16 protein-coding genes are annotated in these 16,459 nt (G+C 39.5%); 7 read left to right on the top strand and 9 right to left on the bottom strand.

All coding sequences use genetic code 11. The features are described from left to right. The first annotated feature begins 13 nt into the window (after window positions 1–13). The 3 genes from D172_RS15180 to D172_RS15170 all read left to right on the top strand — a co-directional run bounded on the left by D172_RS15180 (window position 14) and on the right by D172_RS15170 (window position 2,411). Window positions 14–1,078 carry a CDP-glycerol glycerophosphotransferase family protein gene (locus D172_RS15180; protein ID WP_007376779.1) on the top strand — a complete coding sequence of 355 codons (1,065 nt, stop codon included), beginning with the start codon at window positions 14–16 and terminating at the stop codon, window positions 1,076–1,078. A gap of 70 nt (window positions 1,079–1,148) precedes the next feature. Beyond that, on the top strand, window positions 1,149–1,574 hold the full coding sequence (locus tag D172_RS15175; RefSeq protein WP_007376780.1) for an adenylyltransferase/cytidyltransferase family protein: 426 nt from the start codon (window positions 1,149–1,151) through the stop codon (window positions 1,572–1,574). A 3-nt stretch (window positions 1,575–1,577) separates the two neighbouring features. Then, window positions 1,578–2,411 carry a sulfurtransferase gene (locus D172_RS15170; RefSeq protein WP_007376781.1) on the top strand — a complete coding sequence of 278 codons (834 nt, stop codon included), beginning with the start codon at window positions 1,578–1,580 and terminating at the stop codon, window positions 2,409–2,411. A gap of 49 nt (window positions 2,412–2,460) precedes the next feature. Here D172_RS15170 and D172_RS15165 read toward each other — a convergent pair whose 3' ends face one another. Continuing rightward, window positions 2,461–2,820: a DUF5522 domain-containing protein gene (locus D172_RS15165; RefSeq protein ID WP_007376782.1), complete on the bottom strand. Its 360-nt coding sequence runs from the start codon at window positions 2,818–2,820 to the stop codon at window positions 2,461–2,463. A 43-nt stretch (window positions 2,821–2,863) separates the two neighbouring features. Here D172_RS15165 and D172_RS15160 point away from each other — a divergent pair, with 43 nt between their 5' ends. Further along, window positions 2,864–3,190 carry a hypothetical protein gene (locus tag D172_RS15160; RefSeq protein ID WP_004335492.1) on the top strand — a complete coding sequence of 109 codons (327 nt, stop codon included), beginning with the start codon at window positions 2,864–2,866 and terminating at the stop codon, window positions 3,188–3,190. 459 nt (window positions 3,191–3,649) lie between these two features. Here D172_RS15160 and D172_RS15155 read toward each other — a convergent pair whose 3' ends face one another. Further along, window positions 3,650–4,618: a class 1 fructose-bisphosphatase gene (locus D172_RS15155; RefSeq protein WP_007376783.1), complete on the bottom strand. Its 969-nt coding sequence runs from the start codon at window positions 4,616–4,618 to the stop codon at window positions 3,650–3,652. Between the two features lie 154 nt (window positions 4,619–4,772). Between D172_RS15155 and D172_RS15150 the strand changes: the two genes are divergently transcribed. Next, entirely contained in the window at window positions 4,773–7,202 is a 2,430-nt protein-coding gene (locus tag D172_RS15150; protein WP_007376784.1) for a zinc-dependent metalloprotease, read from the top strand. Window positions 7,203–7,407: 205 nt separating this feature from the next. Continuing rightward, complete coding sequence (locus D172_RS15145; protein ID WP_007376785.1) at window positions 7,408–8,181, top strand: YggN family protein; 774 nt, start codon at window positions 7,408–7,410, stop codon at window positions 8,179–8,181. Between the two features lie 518 nt (window positions 8,182–8,699). Here the strand turns inward: D172_RS15145 and rsuA are convergent. After that, the gene (gene rsuA / locus D172_RS15140) at window positions 8,700–9,398 is read right to left on the bottom strand and encodes a 16S rRNA pseudouridine(516) synthase RsuA (RefSeq protein WP_007379104.1); all 699 of its coding nucleotides are present in this window, start codon (window positions 9,396–9,398) and stop codon (window positions 8,700–8,702) included. Between the two features lie 59 nt (window positions 9,399–9,457). Here rsuA and zapE point away from each other — a divergent pair, with 59 nt between their 5' ends. After that, a complete protein-coding gene (zapE, locus tag D172_RS15135; RefSeq protein ID WP_007379103.1) occupies window positions 9,458–10,567 on the top strand; it encodes a cell division protein ZapE in 1,110 nt (369 codons plus the stop codon). 919 nt (window positions 10,568–11,486) lie between these two features. On the opposite strand, the gene D172_RS15130 is transcribed toward zapE, so the two are convergent. The 6 genes from D172_RS15130 to D172_RS15105 are packed head-to-tail and all read right to left on the bottom strand — an operon-like array spanning window position 11,487 to window position 16,454. Next, window positions 11,487–12,899 carry a tetratricopeptide repeat protein gene (locus tag D172_RS15130; RefSeq protein ID WP_007378979.1) on the bottom strand — a complete coding sequence of 471 codons (1,413 nt, stop codon included), beginning with the start codon at window positions 12,897–12,899 and terminating at the stop codon, window positions 11,487–11,489. Between the two features lie 27 nt (window positions 12,900–12,926). After that, a complete protein-coding gene (locus D172_RS15125; protein WP_007378978.1) occupies window positions 12,927–13,583 on the bottom strand; it encodes an energy transducer TonB in 657 nt (218 codons plus the stop codon). A 1-nt stretch (window position 13,584) separates the two neighbouring features. Beyond that, entirely contained in the window at window positions 13,585–13,989 is a 405-nt protein-coding gene (locus tag D172_RS15120; protein WP_007378977.1) for an ExbD/TolR family protein, read from the bottom strand. A gap of 5 nt (window positions 13,990–13,994) precedes the next feature. After that, the gene (locus tag D172_RS15115) at window positions 13,995–14,375 is read right to left on the bottom strand and encodes a MotA/TolQ/ExbB proton channel family protein (RefSeq protein WP_007378976.1); all 381 of its coding nucleotides are present in this window, start codon (window positions 14,373–14,375) and stop codon (window positions 13,995–13,997) included. Beyond that, window positions 14,368–15,681: a MotA/TolQ/ExbB proton channel family protein gene (locus D172_RS15110; RefSeq protein WP_007378975.1), complete on the bottom strand. Its 1,314-nt coding sequence runs from the start codon at window positions 15,679–15,681 to the stop codon at window positions 14,368–14,370. Before D172_RS15110 ends, D172_RS15115 begins: the two co-directional genes overlap by 8 nt. Beyond that, entirely contained in the window at window positions 15,681–16,454 is a 774-nt protein-coding gene (locus D172_RS15105) for a DUF3450 family protein (protein ID WP_033031921.1), read from the bottom strand. Before D172_RS15105 ends, D172_RS15110 begins: the two co-directional genes overlap by 1 nt. Window positions 16,455–16,459 lie beyond the last annotated feature (5 nt).

Genomic DNA, 16,459 nt, shown 5'->3' with positions numbered 1-16,459 from the left:
CTGTGGCGATACTATGAATATAATTTTTGACACTCAAAGCCTTTATTACCTTCCTCAGTACATTCCAGTATTTAAAAAGTTATGCGAAAAAGGCATTAAAAGTCAGTTTGTTTTTTATAAAAATAGTCATCAGGATTTGATTCAAGGTGTTATAGATAACTACAATTTAGAACATATATGGGTTGAAAATCAGCTACAAGCTATTGATTACTACGAGCAAAAAAAATCTGATTGGGTATTTTTTGCTAACTCATTTTGCCATCTAGAACGTTTACATAAGGTATCTAAAAGTGCTCAGCTTGGACATGGGATCGGCCCTAAATCAAGTTATTACACTAAATCTAGCCAAGCTATGACTGCACGTTTTGTGGAAGGTGAATACAGATTAAGCCGCTTACAGAGTATGTACCCTGATGATACGTTTATTGATGTAGGTTTTTGTAAATTAGATCCTATTTTTAATAATGAAGAAATTGATGGGGCACTCTCATTAGAAGGCTTTAGTGATAAAAAGCAGACCATTTTGTATGCGCCAACATTTTATCCAAGTAGCTTAGAACTGTTTCCTGAAAACTGGCCTGAACATTTTAGTGATTACAATATTTTAATAAAACCTCATTATTTTTCGATTAGTAAAGAAAAGTATAAATGCCATTTAGCGCTGCTAAATCACTGGTCTACTTTTCCAAATGTTTATTTGGCTAAGGTTGAGGATTATTCTCTGGTGCCTTTTTTAGATAAAGCCGACTTGTTGATTAGTGATGCATCGTCAGCTTTATTTGAATTCGCACTATTAAATAAGCCGGTTATTTGGTGTGATTTTTTAAAGTTGAGATGGAGCTATAAAGGAATTTTTTCTTTTCGTTTTAAAAAACGTATGGACCGAGATTACGGGGAATACGCAAATATTGCGGTGCATGCTAGTAAATATAAAAATCTAAAAAAACTAGTTGTAGAACAATTAGCTAAACCAGAAAAGCTAGCTAATACTAGGTTAGCTTTATCGGAAAAACTCGCGGGCAAGTTAGACGGCAAAGCGAGCCAAAGAATTGTTGAGTACATAATTGAAAATAACTAAGCTAACTGGACGTTACTATATTTTATAAAAGGATTTCTTAAACTGAAAAATAATAAACTAGGTTTGTTAAATGAAAAAAATTGGATATACAACGGGTGTTTTTGACTTATTTCATATTGGTCATTTAAATATTCTTAAAAGAGCAAAATTAGAGTGTGATTACCTAATTGTAGGTATAACAACGGATGAGTTAAGCCAGTCAGCTAAAAATAAAAAGCCAGTAATTCCCTTTCAAGAACGCATGGAAATAGTTGAAGCAATTAAGTTTGTTGACGAAGTTGTCCCGCAGGTTAATTATGATAAAGAAGAAGCGTGGAACAATTTAAAGTTTGATAAAATGTTTGTTGGTGATGACTGGAAGGGCACTGAAAAGTGGCAAAAGATTGAAGCTGACTTTGCAAAGTTTAATGTAGAGATATGTTACTTTTCGTATACATCTCATACGTCGAGTACAATGTTAAGAAACGTATTAGATAAAATAAATAACACGAAATAAATCATGAAAAACCTTATCTCCTGCCAGCAATTACAAACGCAACTTAATGACCCTGCATTAGTGATATTTGATGCAGGTATGCTGCGCCCTGGCATTGTAGGTACTTATATACCAAAAGCTATGCTCCCTAATGCTAAACGTTTTGATATAAAAAACGAACTGGCTGATAGGTCAAACCCGCTACCAAGTACGATATGCAGCGAGCAGCAATTTACTCATGTTATGCAAAATGCAGGCGTAAATAACAATTCGTTTATAGTTGTATACGAAGATGGCGGTTTATTTAGCGCAGCAAGAGCATGGTGGATGTTTAAAGCTATGGGGCATCACAGTGTTAAAATACTCAGCGGTGGTCTTAAAAAGTGGTTGGAGTACGGCTACGACGTACAACAAAGTTATAGCGAGGCTGTAAGTGCTGGTGATTTTGCGGCAAGCTATAATTGTGAGTATTTTATTAATAGTCAACAAGTGCTTAACGCAATAGATGATCCTAATACTTTATTGCTTGATGCACGTGCTTATAAGCGTTTTACTGGTGAAGAAAGTGAACCTCGTAAAGGTATGCGTAGCGGGCATATCCCAAATAGTCGCTCGTTACCTTTTATGGATTTACTTAATAAAGGTGAAGCCAAACCACTTACTGAAATTAAAGCGATATTTAATGACGTAGTCGGTGATGCGCAGCAGTTACAATTTAGCTGTGGCTCAGGTATTACGGCGTGTGTTTTAGCGTTATTGGCTACTGAATGTGGGTACAAAAATTTAAGTGTTTACGATGGCTCGTGGAGTGAATGGGGCGCAAGTGATTCGTTTCCAATTGCTACGAACGAGACATAAAACAGCTGTAGACGTAGAGCTTGCTCACGTTAAAAGCGCAGCTTTTGGTTTATTTTTTATAACCATAAGGGCAATTTTTACAACCGTTTTTACAGCACGAACCACGCTTTAAAAAAAACCACTTACTAAATATCATGTAACCACTTTGCATGGTGTAATCGAGCCCTTCAATTAAATTTTCGTTACCTCTAAATTGTTTTGCAAAGTTTATTTGGGTTTTAATAGGTTGTGTATAAACACCCTCTAAAAAAGTATTTATTTTATTAAGCGTGCACTTGCGGCATAAACAACTTGTTGCTGTGATATCAAGCGGTAAAATAGCTGGCAGCTCATTGCACCAACACGCTGATATATCGTCTACATTACACGTTAGAGTACTGTGGCATTGAGTGCAGTTAAGTTGAGTCATTATAATTCTTTTTAGTAACAGTGAGCCAAGAATAACAAATATTATGAATACACAAAAAGCATTAGCTGAATTTATTACGTTTGGTGAGCAAAGAGATGAAGCTATATCGGTTATCGTTTCAAGCCCTGCTGACAGCAATAAAACTCACTATACTCTCTCAACCGAGGTTTTAATTGATGTGCTTAAACGCTGTTTAAGTAACGAAATAGACTTAGATGATTTAGAGCTTTGGGCAAACGTAATTGAATCGCGAGATGATATTGATTGTACTGAGCATGAAGGTTTTATTTATGCGCTCAGTAATAGCGAGCAAATGGGAGAGCTTAATCATCAAAAGCTTGCTCAAATAGTTGCGTTAGTAAAAGTTTGATTTGTTTAAAAAGCGAGGTATAAAACCTCACCTACAACATACACCAAACCGTAGGTGCGAATTTACTTCGCGCTCATGTAACGTGGCTTGGGAGTTTAAAAAGCGAGGTATAAAACCTCACCTACAACAAACGCCAACCCCGTAGGTGCGAATTTACTTCGCGCTCATGTAACGTAGCTTGGGTGTTTAAAAAGCGAGGTGTAAAACCTCACCTACAACAAACGCCAACCCCGTAGGTGCGAATTTATTTCGCGCTCATGTAATGTGGCTTTGGTGTTTAAAAAGCGAGGTGTAAACCTCACCTACAACATGGGGCATAGACCTGTAGGTGCGAATTTATTTCGCGCTCATGTAACGTGGCTTTGGAGTTTAAAAAGCGAGGTGTAAAACCTCACCTACAAAAAAACCGCACTTCAATTGAATGCGGTTTTTTAAATTGAGGACAATCGTTTTAAGCGATTACTTATGATATCCCAAGCACGTTTCTACTTCGTTTTTAGAACCTAAAATAACGGCTACTCGCTGGTGGATTGCATCAGGCTGAATATCCATAATACGCTCGGTACCGGTTGATGCGATACCGCCAGCTTGCTCTACTAACATAGCCATTGGATTTGCTTCGTAAAGTAGGCGTAATTTATTAGGCTTTTTAGGATCTTTGGTGTCGGTAGGGTAAGTAAATAAACCGCCACGGCTAAGCACGCGATGTACATCGCCCACCATTGCTGCAATCCAGCGCATATTAAAGTTTTTAGCGCGCGGGCCTGTATCGCCTGCTAGCAAATCATCGATGTAGTTTTGCATAGCTGGCTGCCAATGGCGTTGGTTAGACGTATTAATGGCAAATTCGTTTGTATCAGCAGGGATTTCGGCAAAATCTTGTGTAAGTAAAAAGCTGCCTTGTGTTTTATCAAGGGTAAACATACGCGTGCCTTTACCTGTAGTCAGCGCAAGCATTGTTGATGGCCCGTAAAGTACGTAACCTGCTGCAACTTGTTTGTGGCCTGGCTGCATAAAAATGCTTTCATCAGCGGCGTCAGAACCTTCAGGTGCTTCCATAATAGAAAATATAGTACCGACAAGCGAGTTAATATCAGTATTTGACGAGCCATCAAGTGGGTCAAATGCCACTATAAATTTAGCATCTGGATTACCTGCTACTGTGTAGTCTTCTTCTTCAGAGGCGATTGCCTTAACCGTACCAGATTCCAGTAAAATATCTTTTAACAGCTGATTAGATAATACATCGAGCTTTTTTTGAGTTTCCCCCTGAATGTTTTCATCAAGGGTTGAGCCTAATACGCCAGAAAGCGCGCCTTGACCAACGCGAAACGAAATTTCTTTACATGCTGCTAAAATTGTTCGAATTAATGATAAAAGTTCTCTTGAACAACCATCTTCAAGTAATACTGGAGGGAGTCTACGCATTCTATTTTCCTGATAACGTGTTAAAACCAATCATAATGTGAGAGAGATTAGCTTAGAGCGCTGAAATTCGTCTTAAATAACTGTATTGTTTAAATAGCACCCTATAATGGGACCACCTAATCGTACTTAAAACACAAATAACAAAGATAAGATTATGAAAAAAATACCACTACTAAGTTACATATTCTTTACTGTGCTGTGCTCTATCATAACTCAAGCGCACGCAGCAATTAAGTCAATTGATGAATTTACTACGCAAATGAATCATTTTCCGGGCTATTATTCGTTTTTTTACGATACCCAAAACGGAAAAGTATATTTAAAAGTTGATAAGTTTGAACAACAATTTTTACTGCAGCAAAGCTTGCCTTACGGTATAGGCTCTAACGATATAGGCCTTGATAGAGGTCAGCTTGGTAATACTCACCTTGTGCAGTTTGAGCGTTTTGGCGACAAAGTAATGCTGCGGGCTGTAAATACTTACTATCGTGCCAACACAAGTAATAAGGCTGAACAGCAAAGCATTAAAGAAGCGTTTGCATCAAGTATACTTGCTGGTTTTAAAGTAGTCGCAGAAGATAAAGCCACAGCACTTATTGATTACACGCCCTATTTATTAAGTGATGTACACGGTGTAAGTCGCAAACTTGCTGCACGTAAACAAGGCAACTTTAGCCTTGATGAATCACGCAGCGCCGTTTATATAAATCGCTCAAAAGCATTTGTAAAAAACACCGAGCTTGAAGCCGTACTTACATTTAAAGGCACAAAACCAGGTGAATTTGTTCGCCAAGTAAGTGCCGACCCTTATGCACTTACTGTTCATATGCATCATTCACTTATTCAATTACCAGATGATAACTACACGCCTCGTAAGTTTAATCCGCAATCAGGTTTTTGGAGTATAGAACATAAAGATTACGCAGCGCCGCTTGGTGAGTCTATGTATGTGCGTTATATACCGCGTCATCGTCTAACTAAAAAGGACTCAAGCTTACCTATTAGTGAACCTGTTAAACCAATTGTTTATTACCTTGATCCTGGCGTTCCAGAGCCTGTAAAAAGCGCTTTGCTTGAAGGTGGAAAGTGGTGGAACGATGCATTTACTACTGCAGGATATAAAAATGCATTTATAGTAAAAGTACTGCCAAGTAATGCCGACCCTATGGATATTCGTTACAACGTCATTCAGTGGGTACACCGCGCAACGCGTGGTTGGTCATACGGAAGTTCTGTAATTGACCCGCGTACAGGTGAAATACTTAAAGGGCACGTAACACTTGGCTCATTGCGTGTTCGCCAAGATATTTTAATAGCTGAAGCACTCGCTGCTCCTTATTTAAAAGGCAATGAAGTTGCTAAAAATTTGCAAGCAATGGCGCTTGATCGCATTCGCCAATTAAGCGCGCATGAAATTGGTCACACGTTAGGTATTGCTCATAACTTTGCGGCATCGGTAGGGGATAGAGCTTCTGTAATGGATTACCCACATCCGCTACTTAGTTTTAATGAACAAGGTAAGCTTGATGTAACGCGCGGGTATGCAACAGGCATGGGCGTATGGGATACCCAAGTAATTAAATATGGCTATAGCGATTTTACTAACCAAGATGAAAGCGCAGAACTTGCTGCTATTTTAAAAGAGAACAAAGCCAAAGGCCTTGAGTTTATATCCGATAGCGACGCTCGTGCTAAAGGTGGCGCGCATCCAACAGCTCATTTATGGGATAACGGCACTAATCCTTCGCAGGAGCTTTTACGAGTACTCGACGTACGTAAAAAAGCGCTTTCGCAGTTTGGTGTTAATAATATTAAAACGGGCGACTCACTATCGCAATTAGAGGAAAAACTAGTTCCGCTTTATCTGTTTCACCGTTTTCAGGTTGAGGCTGCGGTGAAGCTTATAGCCGGTGTTGATTACGAATACGAAACACGCAGTGACTCACCCGTAAAAGGTGCGCAAGTGGTTGATAAAAAAATGCAACAAGAAGCGGTAAACGCTCTTTTTGCAACGCTTAAGCCAAGTAACTTATTACTTCCTGAATCTGTATTATCGCTAATTCCGCCAAAAGCGTATGGCGAGTCTAAGTCGCGCGAGAGCATAGTTGGACGCACAGGGTTAACGCTCGATGCAATGGCATTACCCGAGGTTGCAGTGCAGCACAGCTTGTCGCTTTTATTAAACGCACAACGTTTAAATCGTCTAGCCCAGCAGCAAGCGCGTAGTAACGACTTTTATAGTTTAGATGAACTATTAAAAACGCTTTATAGCCACGTGTTTAACGTATCGTCGCCTAATACAATGACAGGTAAAATAACTCAGCGCGTGCAATTTTTAACTGCAAAAGCCATGGCTGATTTAGTAGCAAGCGATAGTGCAAGCCCTGAAGTGCAGGCGCAGTTACGTTACTACTTAGTTAAGTTGAGTGAAGACTTTAACCAAAACTCAATATTGAGCCATACCAGTACTGGCGAAAGTGCGTTTAAGCAATATTTAGCCGAACAAGTAAATCAGTTTTTAATTAAAGGGCAATGGCCAAATAATTTTAAAGTGTTACCAATACCACCTGGATCGCCAATTTAATTATAAACCTCGCTCTTGAGCGCCAATAGCATGTTTAAGAGCGCGAAGTAAATTCGCACCTACAGGGCTGCACATATTGTAGGTGAGGTTTTACACCTCGCTTAATTAGCTGTGTAGTGTTTGTATTGTGCATGTTCTTTTACTTGCATAAAGTTGGTTTTTTGTTAACCTACTCGCCTTCCATTTTAGTCTTTTTGAGGTGTTTATGGCGTTTCTATCTCGTTCGATATTGGCGTTGTCCATAGCACTTTCAAGCACCAGTGTATTTGCTCAAAAGCAATGTGATGTAGAACTCAGGCATGGGTTAATCATCACCGACGATGTAATTCGAATTGTTGATAAAGGCCAAACACGTGTGCAAATTAACAACAATAACCAACTGTTTATTCGCGGTTATTGGGTTGATTTAAGTGATGACGAAAGTAAAGTGCTCGAGCAGTTTAGTAATGGTATTCGCCATACAGTCCCTGAACTAGTTAATTTAGCCACCGATGGTGTTAATTTAGGTTTAAGTGCTATTGAGCACGTGGTTGAAGGTATGTCAGATAAAGAGCCTGAGGTGCTTAAAACCCAACTGCAATATGTAGAGCGTGCGCTAATGGATAAATTTAAGCGCGGCGATGATTTCTTTTTTATAGCCCCACAATCACTTTCTCAAATAGATGATTTTTTTACTAAAGAGATCAGCCAAAAAATTCATTCCGCAGTTCATGGGTCTCTCGGTGCCATTTTGGTGTCACTAGGTGATGCGTTTAAGTCCCGAGAAGGTAATATAGAAGATCGTATTAACGATATGGGACAGCGGATGGATATCATTTCAAAAGAAATTGATAAATCATTGCAAAAAAAAGCACATCAACTTGAGCTAAAAGCTTCAGAATATTGCGAATGCTTGAACGCGCTCGATGTTACCGAGTCTCGCCTGCAGGCAATTGTACCTGGCATGGCTGACTTTGATTTAGTACAGATAAAATCGTAATTTAAATATTGACTATAAAAGCGCGAAGTAAATTCGCACCTACAGGATTTTACATATTGTAGGTGAGGTTTTATACCTCGCTTTTTAGCACCAAAGCCACGTTACATGAGCGCGAAGTAAATTCGCACCTACAGGGTTTTACATATTGTAGGTGAGGTTTTACACCTCGCTTTTTAAACACCCAAGCCACGTTACATGAGCGCGAAGTAAATTCGCACCTACAGGGTTACACATATTGTAGGTGAGGTTTTACACCTCGCTTTTTAAACACCCAAGCCACGTTACATGAGCGCGAAGTAAATTCGCACCTACAGGGTTTTACATATTGTAGGTGAGGTTTTACACCTCGCTTTTTAGCACCAAAGCCACGTTACATGAGCGCGAAGTAGATTCGCACCTACAGGGTTTTACATATTGTAGGTGAGGTTTTATACCTTGCTTTTTAAACACCCAAGCCACGTTACATGAGCGCGAAGTAAATTCGCACCTACAGGGTTGCATATATCGTAGGTGAGGTTTTATAATTTAATCTCATCAGCTGTTAGTAATCTATACTTACCACTTGCTAAGTTTTCATCTAATTTAATACCTGCAATTTTTTCACGGTGCAATTCAACCACTTTGTTATCTACCGCGTAAAGCATACGCTTAACTTGATGATACTTACCTTCACTTATTGATAAACGCAGTCCGTAATTAGCAAGTCGTTCGGCAATAGCTGGGCGGGTTAAATCTTTTTCGTTATGGAGCATGACACCTGTTCGTAATTGCTCAAGCGCTTCGTCGGTTATAGGCTCTTGAGTTTCGACTAAGTAGGTTTTAAATTTATTACTTTTAGGTGACGTGATTTTATGTGACCAATCGCCATCATTGGTAATAATAACTAATCCTGTGGTGTCTATATCAAGGCGGCCTGCTACGTGAAAGTCGCTCATATTTGGCTCATCAAGTAAGTCAAAAACGGTTTTGTGTAGCTCGTCACTATTAGCGCATACATAGCCAACAGGTTTATTTAGCATGTAATAGCGCTTACCTAAAAATACCAAAGGAATACCTTGGTGCAGTACTTCATCTTGCTGAGATAGCTGAAAGTTATGTGAGGTAATTATTTCGCCATTAACGCTTACTTCTTTTCGCTTAATACTAGCGCGGGCTTGCGTGCGTGGCATTTCAGCTAAGTGGCTAATAAATTTATCTAAGCGGCAAGGGTATTTCATTTTGGTTCACATTTTTAGTCGGCTACAATGGGCGCGATTATAGCCGATAGTGAAATACCATGACAGTGCACAGCACACAAATATTAAGCCTTTACCAAGCAAAAATAGACACGGGTGAATTGTGTTTTGATGCTGCGCAGCAAAATGCGGTGGAAGCTTTAAATACACTAAGCGAGCAACTTCAAGTTCACATATCATGGTGGCAAAAAGCGCCCTTAACAAAAGGTGTTTATTTATATGGACCAGTAGGGCGCGGTAAATCTATGCTGATGGATTTATTTTATAAAAACCTACCGACTGAGCAAAAGCAGCGACTGCATTTTCATCATTTTATAGCACAAGTGCATGCCCAACTTTCGCAGCTACAAGGTCAAAAAAATCCATTAATCTTAATTGCAAAACAGTGGGCTAAAAATATTCGAGTACTGTGTTTTGATGAGTTTTTTGTGAGCGACATTGGCGATGCCATGATTATGGCAAGATTGTTCAATGCATTGCTTGAACAAGGTGTTGTGCTGGTGGCCACATCGAACGCAAAGCCAGAGCAACTTTATTACAACGGCCTACAACGAGTGCGATTTTTACCTACTATCGATTTAATTAATAACCATTGCCATATAATTAACGTGGCAGGGGAGGACGATCACCGCTTTAGATATGGTAAAAACAGCAGGCACTATTTTATTAATTTACCTAAACATGATTTTCAAAATGAGTTTTTAGTTTCTTATCCTGCTGCAACATACAGCAATACAATTAGCGTGCATGGCCGCGATTTACCTTATTTATTAAAAGCCGATAATGCCTTAATGATTGATTTTATGGCGTTATGCTCAGGCCCGCGTAGTGCTAACGATTATATGTTTTTAGCAACGCAATTTGATGTGTTATATGTATCGAATGTGCCACAAATGGGTGTTAAGGCGACGGGTAAAGTTATAGTTCACGGTATAGAAGATAGTTATCAGCGCGAAAAACAAACGCTTGATGAGCACACTTTTGACGACGAAGCGCGTCGCTTTATTGCCTTAGTAGATGAATTTTACGATTGCCATAAATTGCTGGTAATAAATGCGCAAACCGACATTGAACATTTGTATAAAGGTAAAAAATTGCGCTTTGAATATGCACGCACACAATCACGCATAGTCGAAATGCAAAATTGGTAACGCTTTGGTTTGATATATAGTAGGCGTTGAGCTTGCTCACGCGAGAAGCATAGCTTCTAGTTATAAAGCTATTTTAAAAACTGCGTTTTTACACGCCAGCAAGCTGTGCGTCTACAAGTGAGTTTAACCACAGCGTTAAACTTTACCAGTAGACGTAGAGCTTGCTCACGTGAGAAGCTATTTTAAAAACTGCGTTTTTACACGCCAGCAAGCTGTGCGTCTACAAGTGCGTTTAACCACAGCGTTAAATTTTATCTGTAGACGTTGAGCTTGCTCACGTGAGAAGCGTAGCTTCTAATTATTAAGCTATTTTAAAAACTGCGTTTTTACACGCCAGCAAGCTGTGCGTCTACAAGTGAGTTTAACCACAGCGCTAAATTTTATCTGTAGACGTAGAGCTTGCTCACGTGAGAAGCGTAGCTTCTAATTATTAAGCCATTTTAAAAACTGCGTTTTTACACGCCAGCAAGCTGTGTGGCTACAAGTGAGTTTAACCACAGCGTTAAATTTTATTTGTAGACGTAGAGCTTGCTCACGCGAGAAGCATAGCTTCTAGTTATAAAGCTATTTTAAAAACTGCGTTTTTACACGCCAGCAAGCTGTGTGGCTACAAGTGAGTTTAACCACAGCGCTAAATTTTATCTGTAGGCGTAGAGCTTGCTCACGCGAGAAGCTATTTTAAAAACTGCGTTTTTACACGCCAGCAAGCTGTGCGTCTACAAGTGCGTTTAACCACAGCGTTAAATTTTATCTGTAGACGTTGAGCTTGCTCACGTGAGAAGCGTAGCTTCTAATTATTAAGCTATTTTAAAAACTGCGTTTTTACACGCCAGCAAGCTGTGCGTCTACAAGTGAGTTTAACCACAGCGTTAAATTTTATTTGTAGACGTAGAGCTTGCTCACGTGAGAAGCTATAAACTTACCCTTCTTGGCGCACAATATTTTCAAGTGCACGAATATTGGTAATTAAATCCTGGCGTTGCGGGTTAGCTTGCAATGCTTTTCTAAGATGCTTCAGCGCACTAGAGTAGTCTTTAGAATCAATTGCTATTTGCGATAATCCAAGCCATGCCGATAGTTGGTAATCAGGAAGTGCCTGTGCACGAACATACATAAGTTTAGCTTGGGTGAGTTGGCCTTTACTGCGATATATACTTGCTAAACTAAGTAAAGCATCACCTAAATTCGGGTTTATTTTAAGTGCGTTGTTTAAACTTTTAAGTGCGCGCTTAGTATTACCTTGTTGCATAGCAATTTGTGCGCTGTATACAGAAAACTGCGCTTGTTCATCACGGGGTAGCTGCTTAGTTAATCTTTTTGCGCTGCCTATTAGCTCTTTAGCTAAATCCCATTTTTGTTGAGATACAAGCCAGCCTAAAGTTTGCATCGTGGTATTAATAACCTCAACTTGCTGCTGTTTAGTGGCGTGTTTTAAACCTTGCTTTAATAAACTAACAGCGCGTTTAGTGCTGCCTTCACTTAAATGCAGCTGAGCTGCTAAAAGCTGGTTACTGGTATCTTTAGGGTTGAGTTTTAAGGCCACTTCAATGGCGGCAAGTGCTTTTTTATTTTGCTCTAATTGCAGTGCTATTTGTGCACGTTGCAACCACAATTGAGCATTATCAGGTGTTTTATTAAGTAACTCTTTTAATAATGCATTTGCTTGATTTAAATCGCCCGATTCAATTAAGGCAAACAATAGCCCTTGTTGGTACTGAGGCGTTTCAGGGGCAAGCATCAGTGCTTGACGATAAGCGGCTACTGCACTCCAAGGCTGGCTGTGTTGTACATGAATATAAGCAAGTTGCGCATAACTTTGTGCATCTGCTTGGCCCTGTTCAATACTGTGTACTAGGTGTGTTTGTGCCTTGTTGTAATTTGCTTGTTGCATGTATAAAAGACTCAAGCCTTGGTGTGCTTTTACTAAGTTAGGTGCGGCTTTTAAACATGCTAAATATGCATTTTCGGCGTTATCGAACTCTTTTAAGGTGAGTAAAACCTGAGCACGCAATAAATTGAGTGCGGTGCTATCTTGCGTGAGGTCGCGGTTTTTAAATAGCGCGGCTACTTCGTTATAATTACCTGCTTGTAGTAATGGTTGCACTTGGCGTGCAAAGCCACGTTCAGTCGGTTCAATAAGCATTTCAGTAGGACTAAGTAATTTATTATTTATGGCCAATTGCCATGTTGGATCGCTAGGAGATAAAATTACTTTCAGTGGAGTACTAACTGTGTTTGCATTCACATTACCAACAGCTAATAAAGGCAATGAGCACATTAAAGTTGTTAGTAATGCGTGAGTGAAAGGTTTTAGCGTTTTAATTACGTTCATATTTTTCATTTTAATAAGGCTTAAAGCTTAAGGTTTAAATTCGATGGGCCAAATAAAGCGAGCGCGTACGGCTTCGCCTTCTTTTTTAGGTGCGCTAAAGCGACTCTGTTTAATTATTTTATCGATTGCAGGTTTAAGCGACGGATACGGATTTTGCACCACTTCAATCAAACTTACATTGCCACCCTCATCAATTAGTACATCGAGCTTTACGGTAAATGTATCAATACCTTGGCGAGTTAAGCTTTTTGGGAGTAATGCTTTTACTGGTGTGAGTAAAGTGGGTAGGCCGTCGAGCTGGTTTAGGCTAAGTGCATCCCAATTTACATTGACCGATTGCCATTGTGGCGTACTTACTTTTACACTTGGCGTATCGGGTCTTACAATTTTTAGTTTACTCTTTATTTTAATTTTAACTGCTTGAATAGAAGCGCCAGCGCCTTCCACCATTAAGCTTTGCGCAGGCTCATTTGCTTGTTGCTGTTGTATTGAAGGCGGAGGTGGTGGCGGTAATGCCACCATAGCTACCTCGCGTACAATAACTTTATCTTGCACTATATGTTCAGCTAGTTGAGCGAGCCATAAAAGTAACAATGCAGCAGTAAGTACTATTAGGCTTAGCGCAAATGCAAACAATGGATGACGAATATTTCGTGATTTTTGGGTCGGTGTAATCGCGTACATATTATTGTTTGGTCGCTAAATTAACTTGTGCAGCACCGGCAAGCTTTGCCTCGTCAATCACTTGAACAAGCAACTCGGTAGGTACTGTTTTATCGGCTTGAATAACCACAGGGCGCTGTTGTTGCTTTAGCATTTGTTCAACGCTGCTGCGCACGCCAGCAACACCAATTTGGCTGCCATCAAAAAATACTTGTTGGGTGTCTGTTATGGCTAAAAATATAACTTGTTGTTCTAGACGGCTGGCCGATACGGCTTGTGGTTTATCAACCTCAACGCCACTCTCGCGTACGAATACCGTAGTCACAATAAAAAATATTAGCAATATAAATACCACATCAAGTAGCGGCGACATATCAATATGTTGGCCAGATTCTTGTTCTAAGCGATGTTTTAAACGTGATTGCATGGTTATTACCCTAATTGTTTACTTAGTGCATGTAATTTAGGGTTGCGCTGCGAATATGCTAAATAGGCTTGCATTAACCAAGCAGGAATAGCGCACACCAGACCAAGTTGAGTGGTTAGTAATGCATGGCCAATTGCATCACTCATTAACTCATTATGACCCTGAGCCATAACTTTAAAGGTATCGAGTAAGCCAACAATTGTGCCTAGTAAACCAAGTAGTGGCAAAGCCGCAGTTAAAATAGAGCTTACTTCTTGCCAATAACCTTTGCGCTGTGTTTGATAATGTTTCAGATGTAGTAAGTCATGAAAAATCAATTGATACACAAATAAAGCCAGTAAAATAATGCACCAACAAATAGGGTTACTAATGATTTGATCAAACATTGTTTTTTCCTTCATCTAGCTGACTTAGCTGTAATGCAAAGCCTTCTAATTGGCTGTAATAGGCTTTAGCTTTACGCGATAACAAAGCGTTTAGTACCAGAGCTGGTATAGCAACGACTAAACCAAGTTCTGTGGTTATGAGTGCTTGTGCAATGCCACCTGATACGACCTCAGGATCGCCTGATCCGAACAAGGTCATCATTTTGAATGTTTCGATCATACCGCTTACAGTACCCAGTAAGCCAAGTAGTGGTGCTACTGCTGCAGTAACGGCTATTGCACCAATAAAGTTATCGAGCTTGTGTTTATCGTGGATAAGTTGGTTAAATAACTGATCATCTCGTATTTGGCCTTTTTCGCTTTGCAAGGTTAGGTTAAATAGCTGTTGCTGCATGCCATTAAATTCGCTGCTATTTTTACTTATAAACAATTTCTGTAATTGCAATTGCGAGTGCATTTTTATTTTATTTAAACGCAGTAACTGAGCTGCTTTCAGTAATGCGATAGTTAGTGCAAAGCAGGCAAATAAAATAATAGGAATAGCCCATAAACCGCCTTTTTCTAAATGCTCCAGCGGACTTTCTTGTTGAGACTGACTCGTTACTAAATGCGTTAAACTCGGATCAAAAGTGAGGAGTGTAGATCCTACGCCATTTTGTTTTAAGGTATTATCGAGTGGGTTATCGTCACTTGTAGATTGCACTAGCGTTACCTTTAACGCGTTAGATTTGTCGTCTAAATCGAGTAATCCAGCTAGTTTTGGGGTTTGTGTACTAAACCAAGCAACTGGGCCTACTTGCAGGGTATTCGCTTGGCTTAATTCGCCATTACTTAGCACAACCGATTGCTTTTTAAATTGTGGATAAAGTGCCTGTTTTTGGTCATTAATAAGTGATACTACTTGTTTCAACAATTCGTTTTGATCATTAGTAATGTGTTGGTTTTTACTATTTTGGCGTACAAATCGATTTAACAAATTTAGCTGATATTGTTGCTGCTGTTGCCATGTATCTAGGCGTGTTTGCAGCTGATTTAAACTCAAAGTATCTTCATCAGCAAGGCGGCGGTTAACGGCAGCCTGCTCACGTAATTTATTCAGTGATTGCTGCTTGTTAAATATATTTTTAGCAAGAGCGGCTTGCTCTTTGGCAATGTTATTTTGAGTTTTATTCAACGCGCGTTGAGCTGTTTTAATGTCACTTAAAATACTTTGTTGCGCGTCATCACTGCTTGCTGCAAAAACGATGTTTGCACTAAAGAGTAAAGCTAAAATATTAGCTATTTTAAGGATGCGGGCGAAAATCATTATTTAGCCCCTTTTTGTGTATTTTTTGCATAACTTAAGATAGGTAGTGTTACCCAGTCAGCAGCGCGCTTTTTTTGTTGAACAGCTATTCCTAATGCAACTTGCTCAGCGTTAATACTCGGATCGAACTCCCACTGCCAGCCTAAATCACTTGGAAAGCCAATGCCTACATAACTTAAATCTTCACTTACAAACCAAGCTTGGGCTGCACCTAAGTAAAGCTGTTTTACCCATACTTCTTGGCCGTCAGGGTGCAGAATTGCCATTTCGTGTATAGAAATCCGTTGCTGAAAATCACGTAATAACCCCAGCATCTTGAGTGCTGTTTGCAATTTATCTGTGGTATTTAGTTGTGAGTTAGTTAAATCACCTGTGTTTTTCCAGCTACTTAAAAGTGGCGGAGGTAATTGCACTTGTAATGAAAGTAATTGCTGGGAAATGCGTGTAAGTTGTTCGTTTAATTGTTGTTGATCGTTTTCAAGCTCCGATTGTTTAGTAACAAGCTGTTCGCGTTTTTGAGTAAGCTCGCTGGTGCTTTTTTTTCTACGCTGATTAAGCTCGCTAAGTTGCTGCTGCTCAGCATCTAAAAGCGTTAATGTTTGCTCCATACTGCTTTTTTGTTCAAGCCAATGAGTATTTAATTTATTGTTTTGATTTTCTATTTGCAGCCATTTGTTGATGAGTTGTTCTAATTCGCTAACGGTATCGGCTTGCACTGTCATAGCGCAACAAAGCGCGATAACCATACTGATTGGTTTAATTAAACTTCGCATTGTTC

It is taken from the genome of Pseudoalteromonas sp. Bsw20308 (genome assembly GCF_000310105.2).
In the GTDB taxonomy this organism is placed as follows: Bacteria; Pseudomonadota; Gammaproteobacteria; order Enterobacterales; family Alteromonadaceae; genus Pseudoalteromonas; species Pseudoalteromonas fuliginea.
This window is presented reverse-complemented; position numbering and strand designations above follow the sequence as displayed.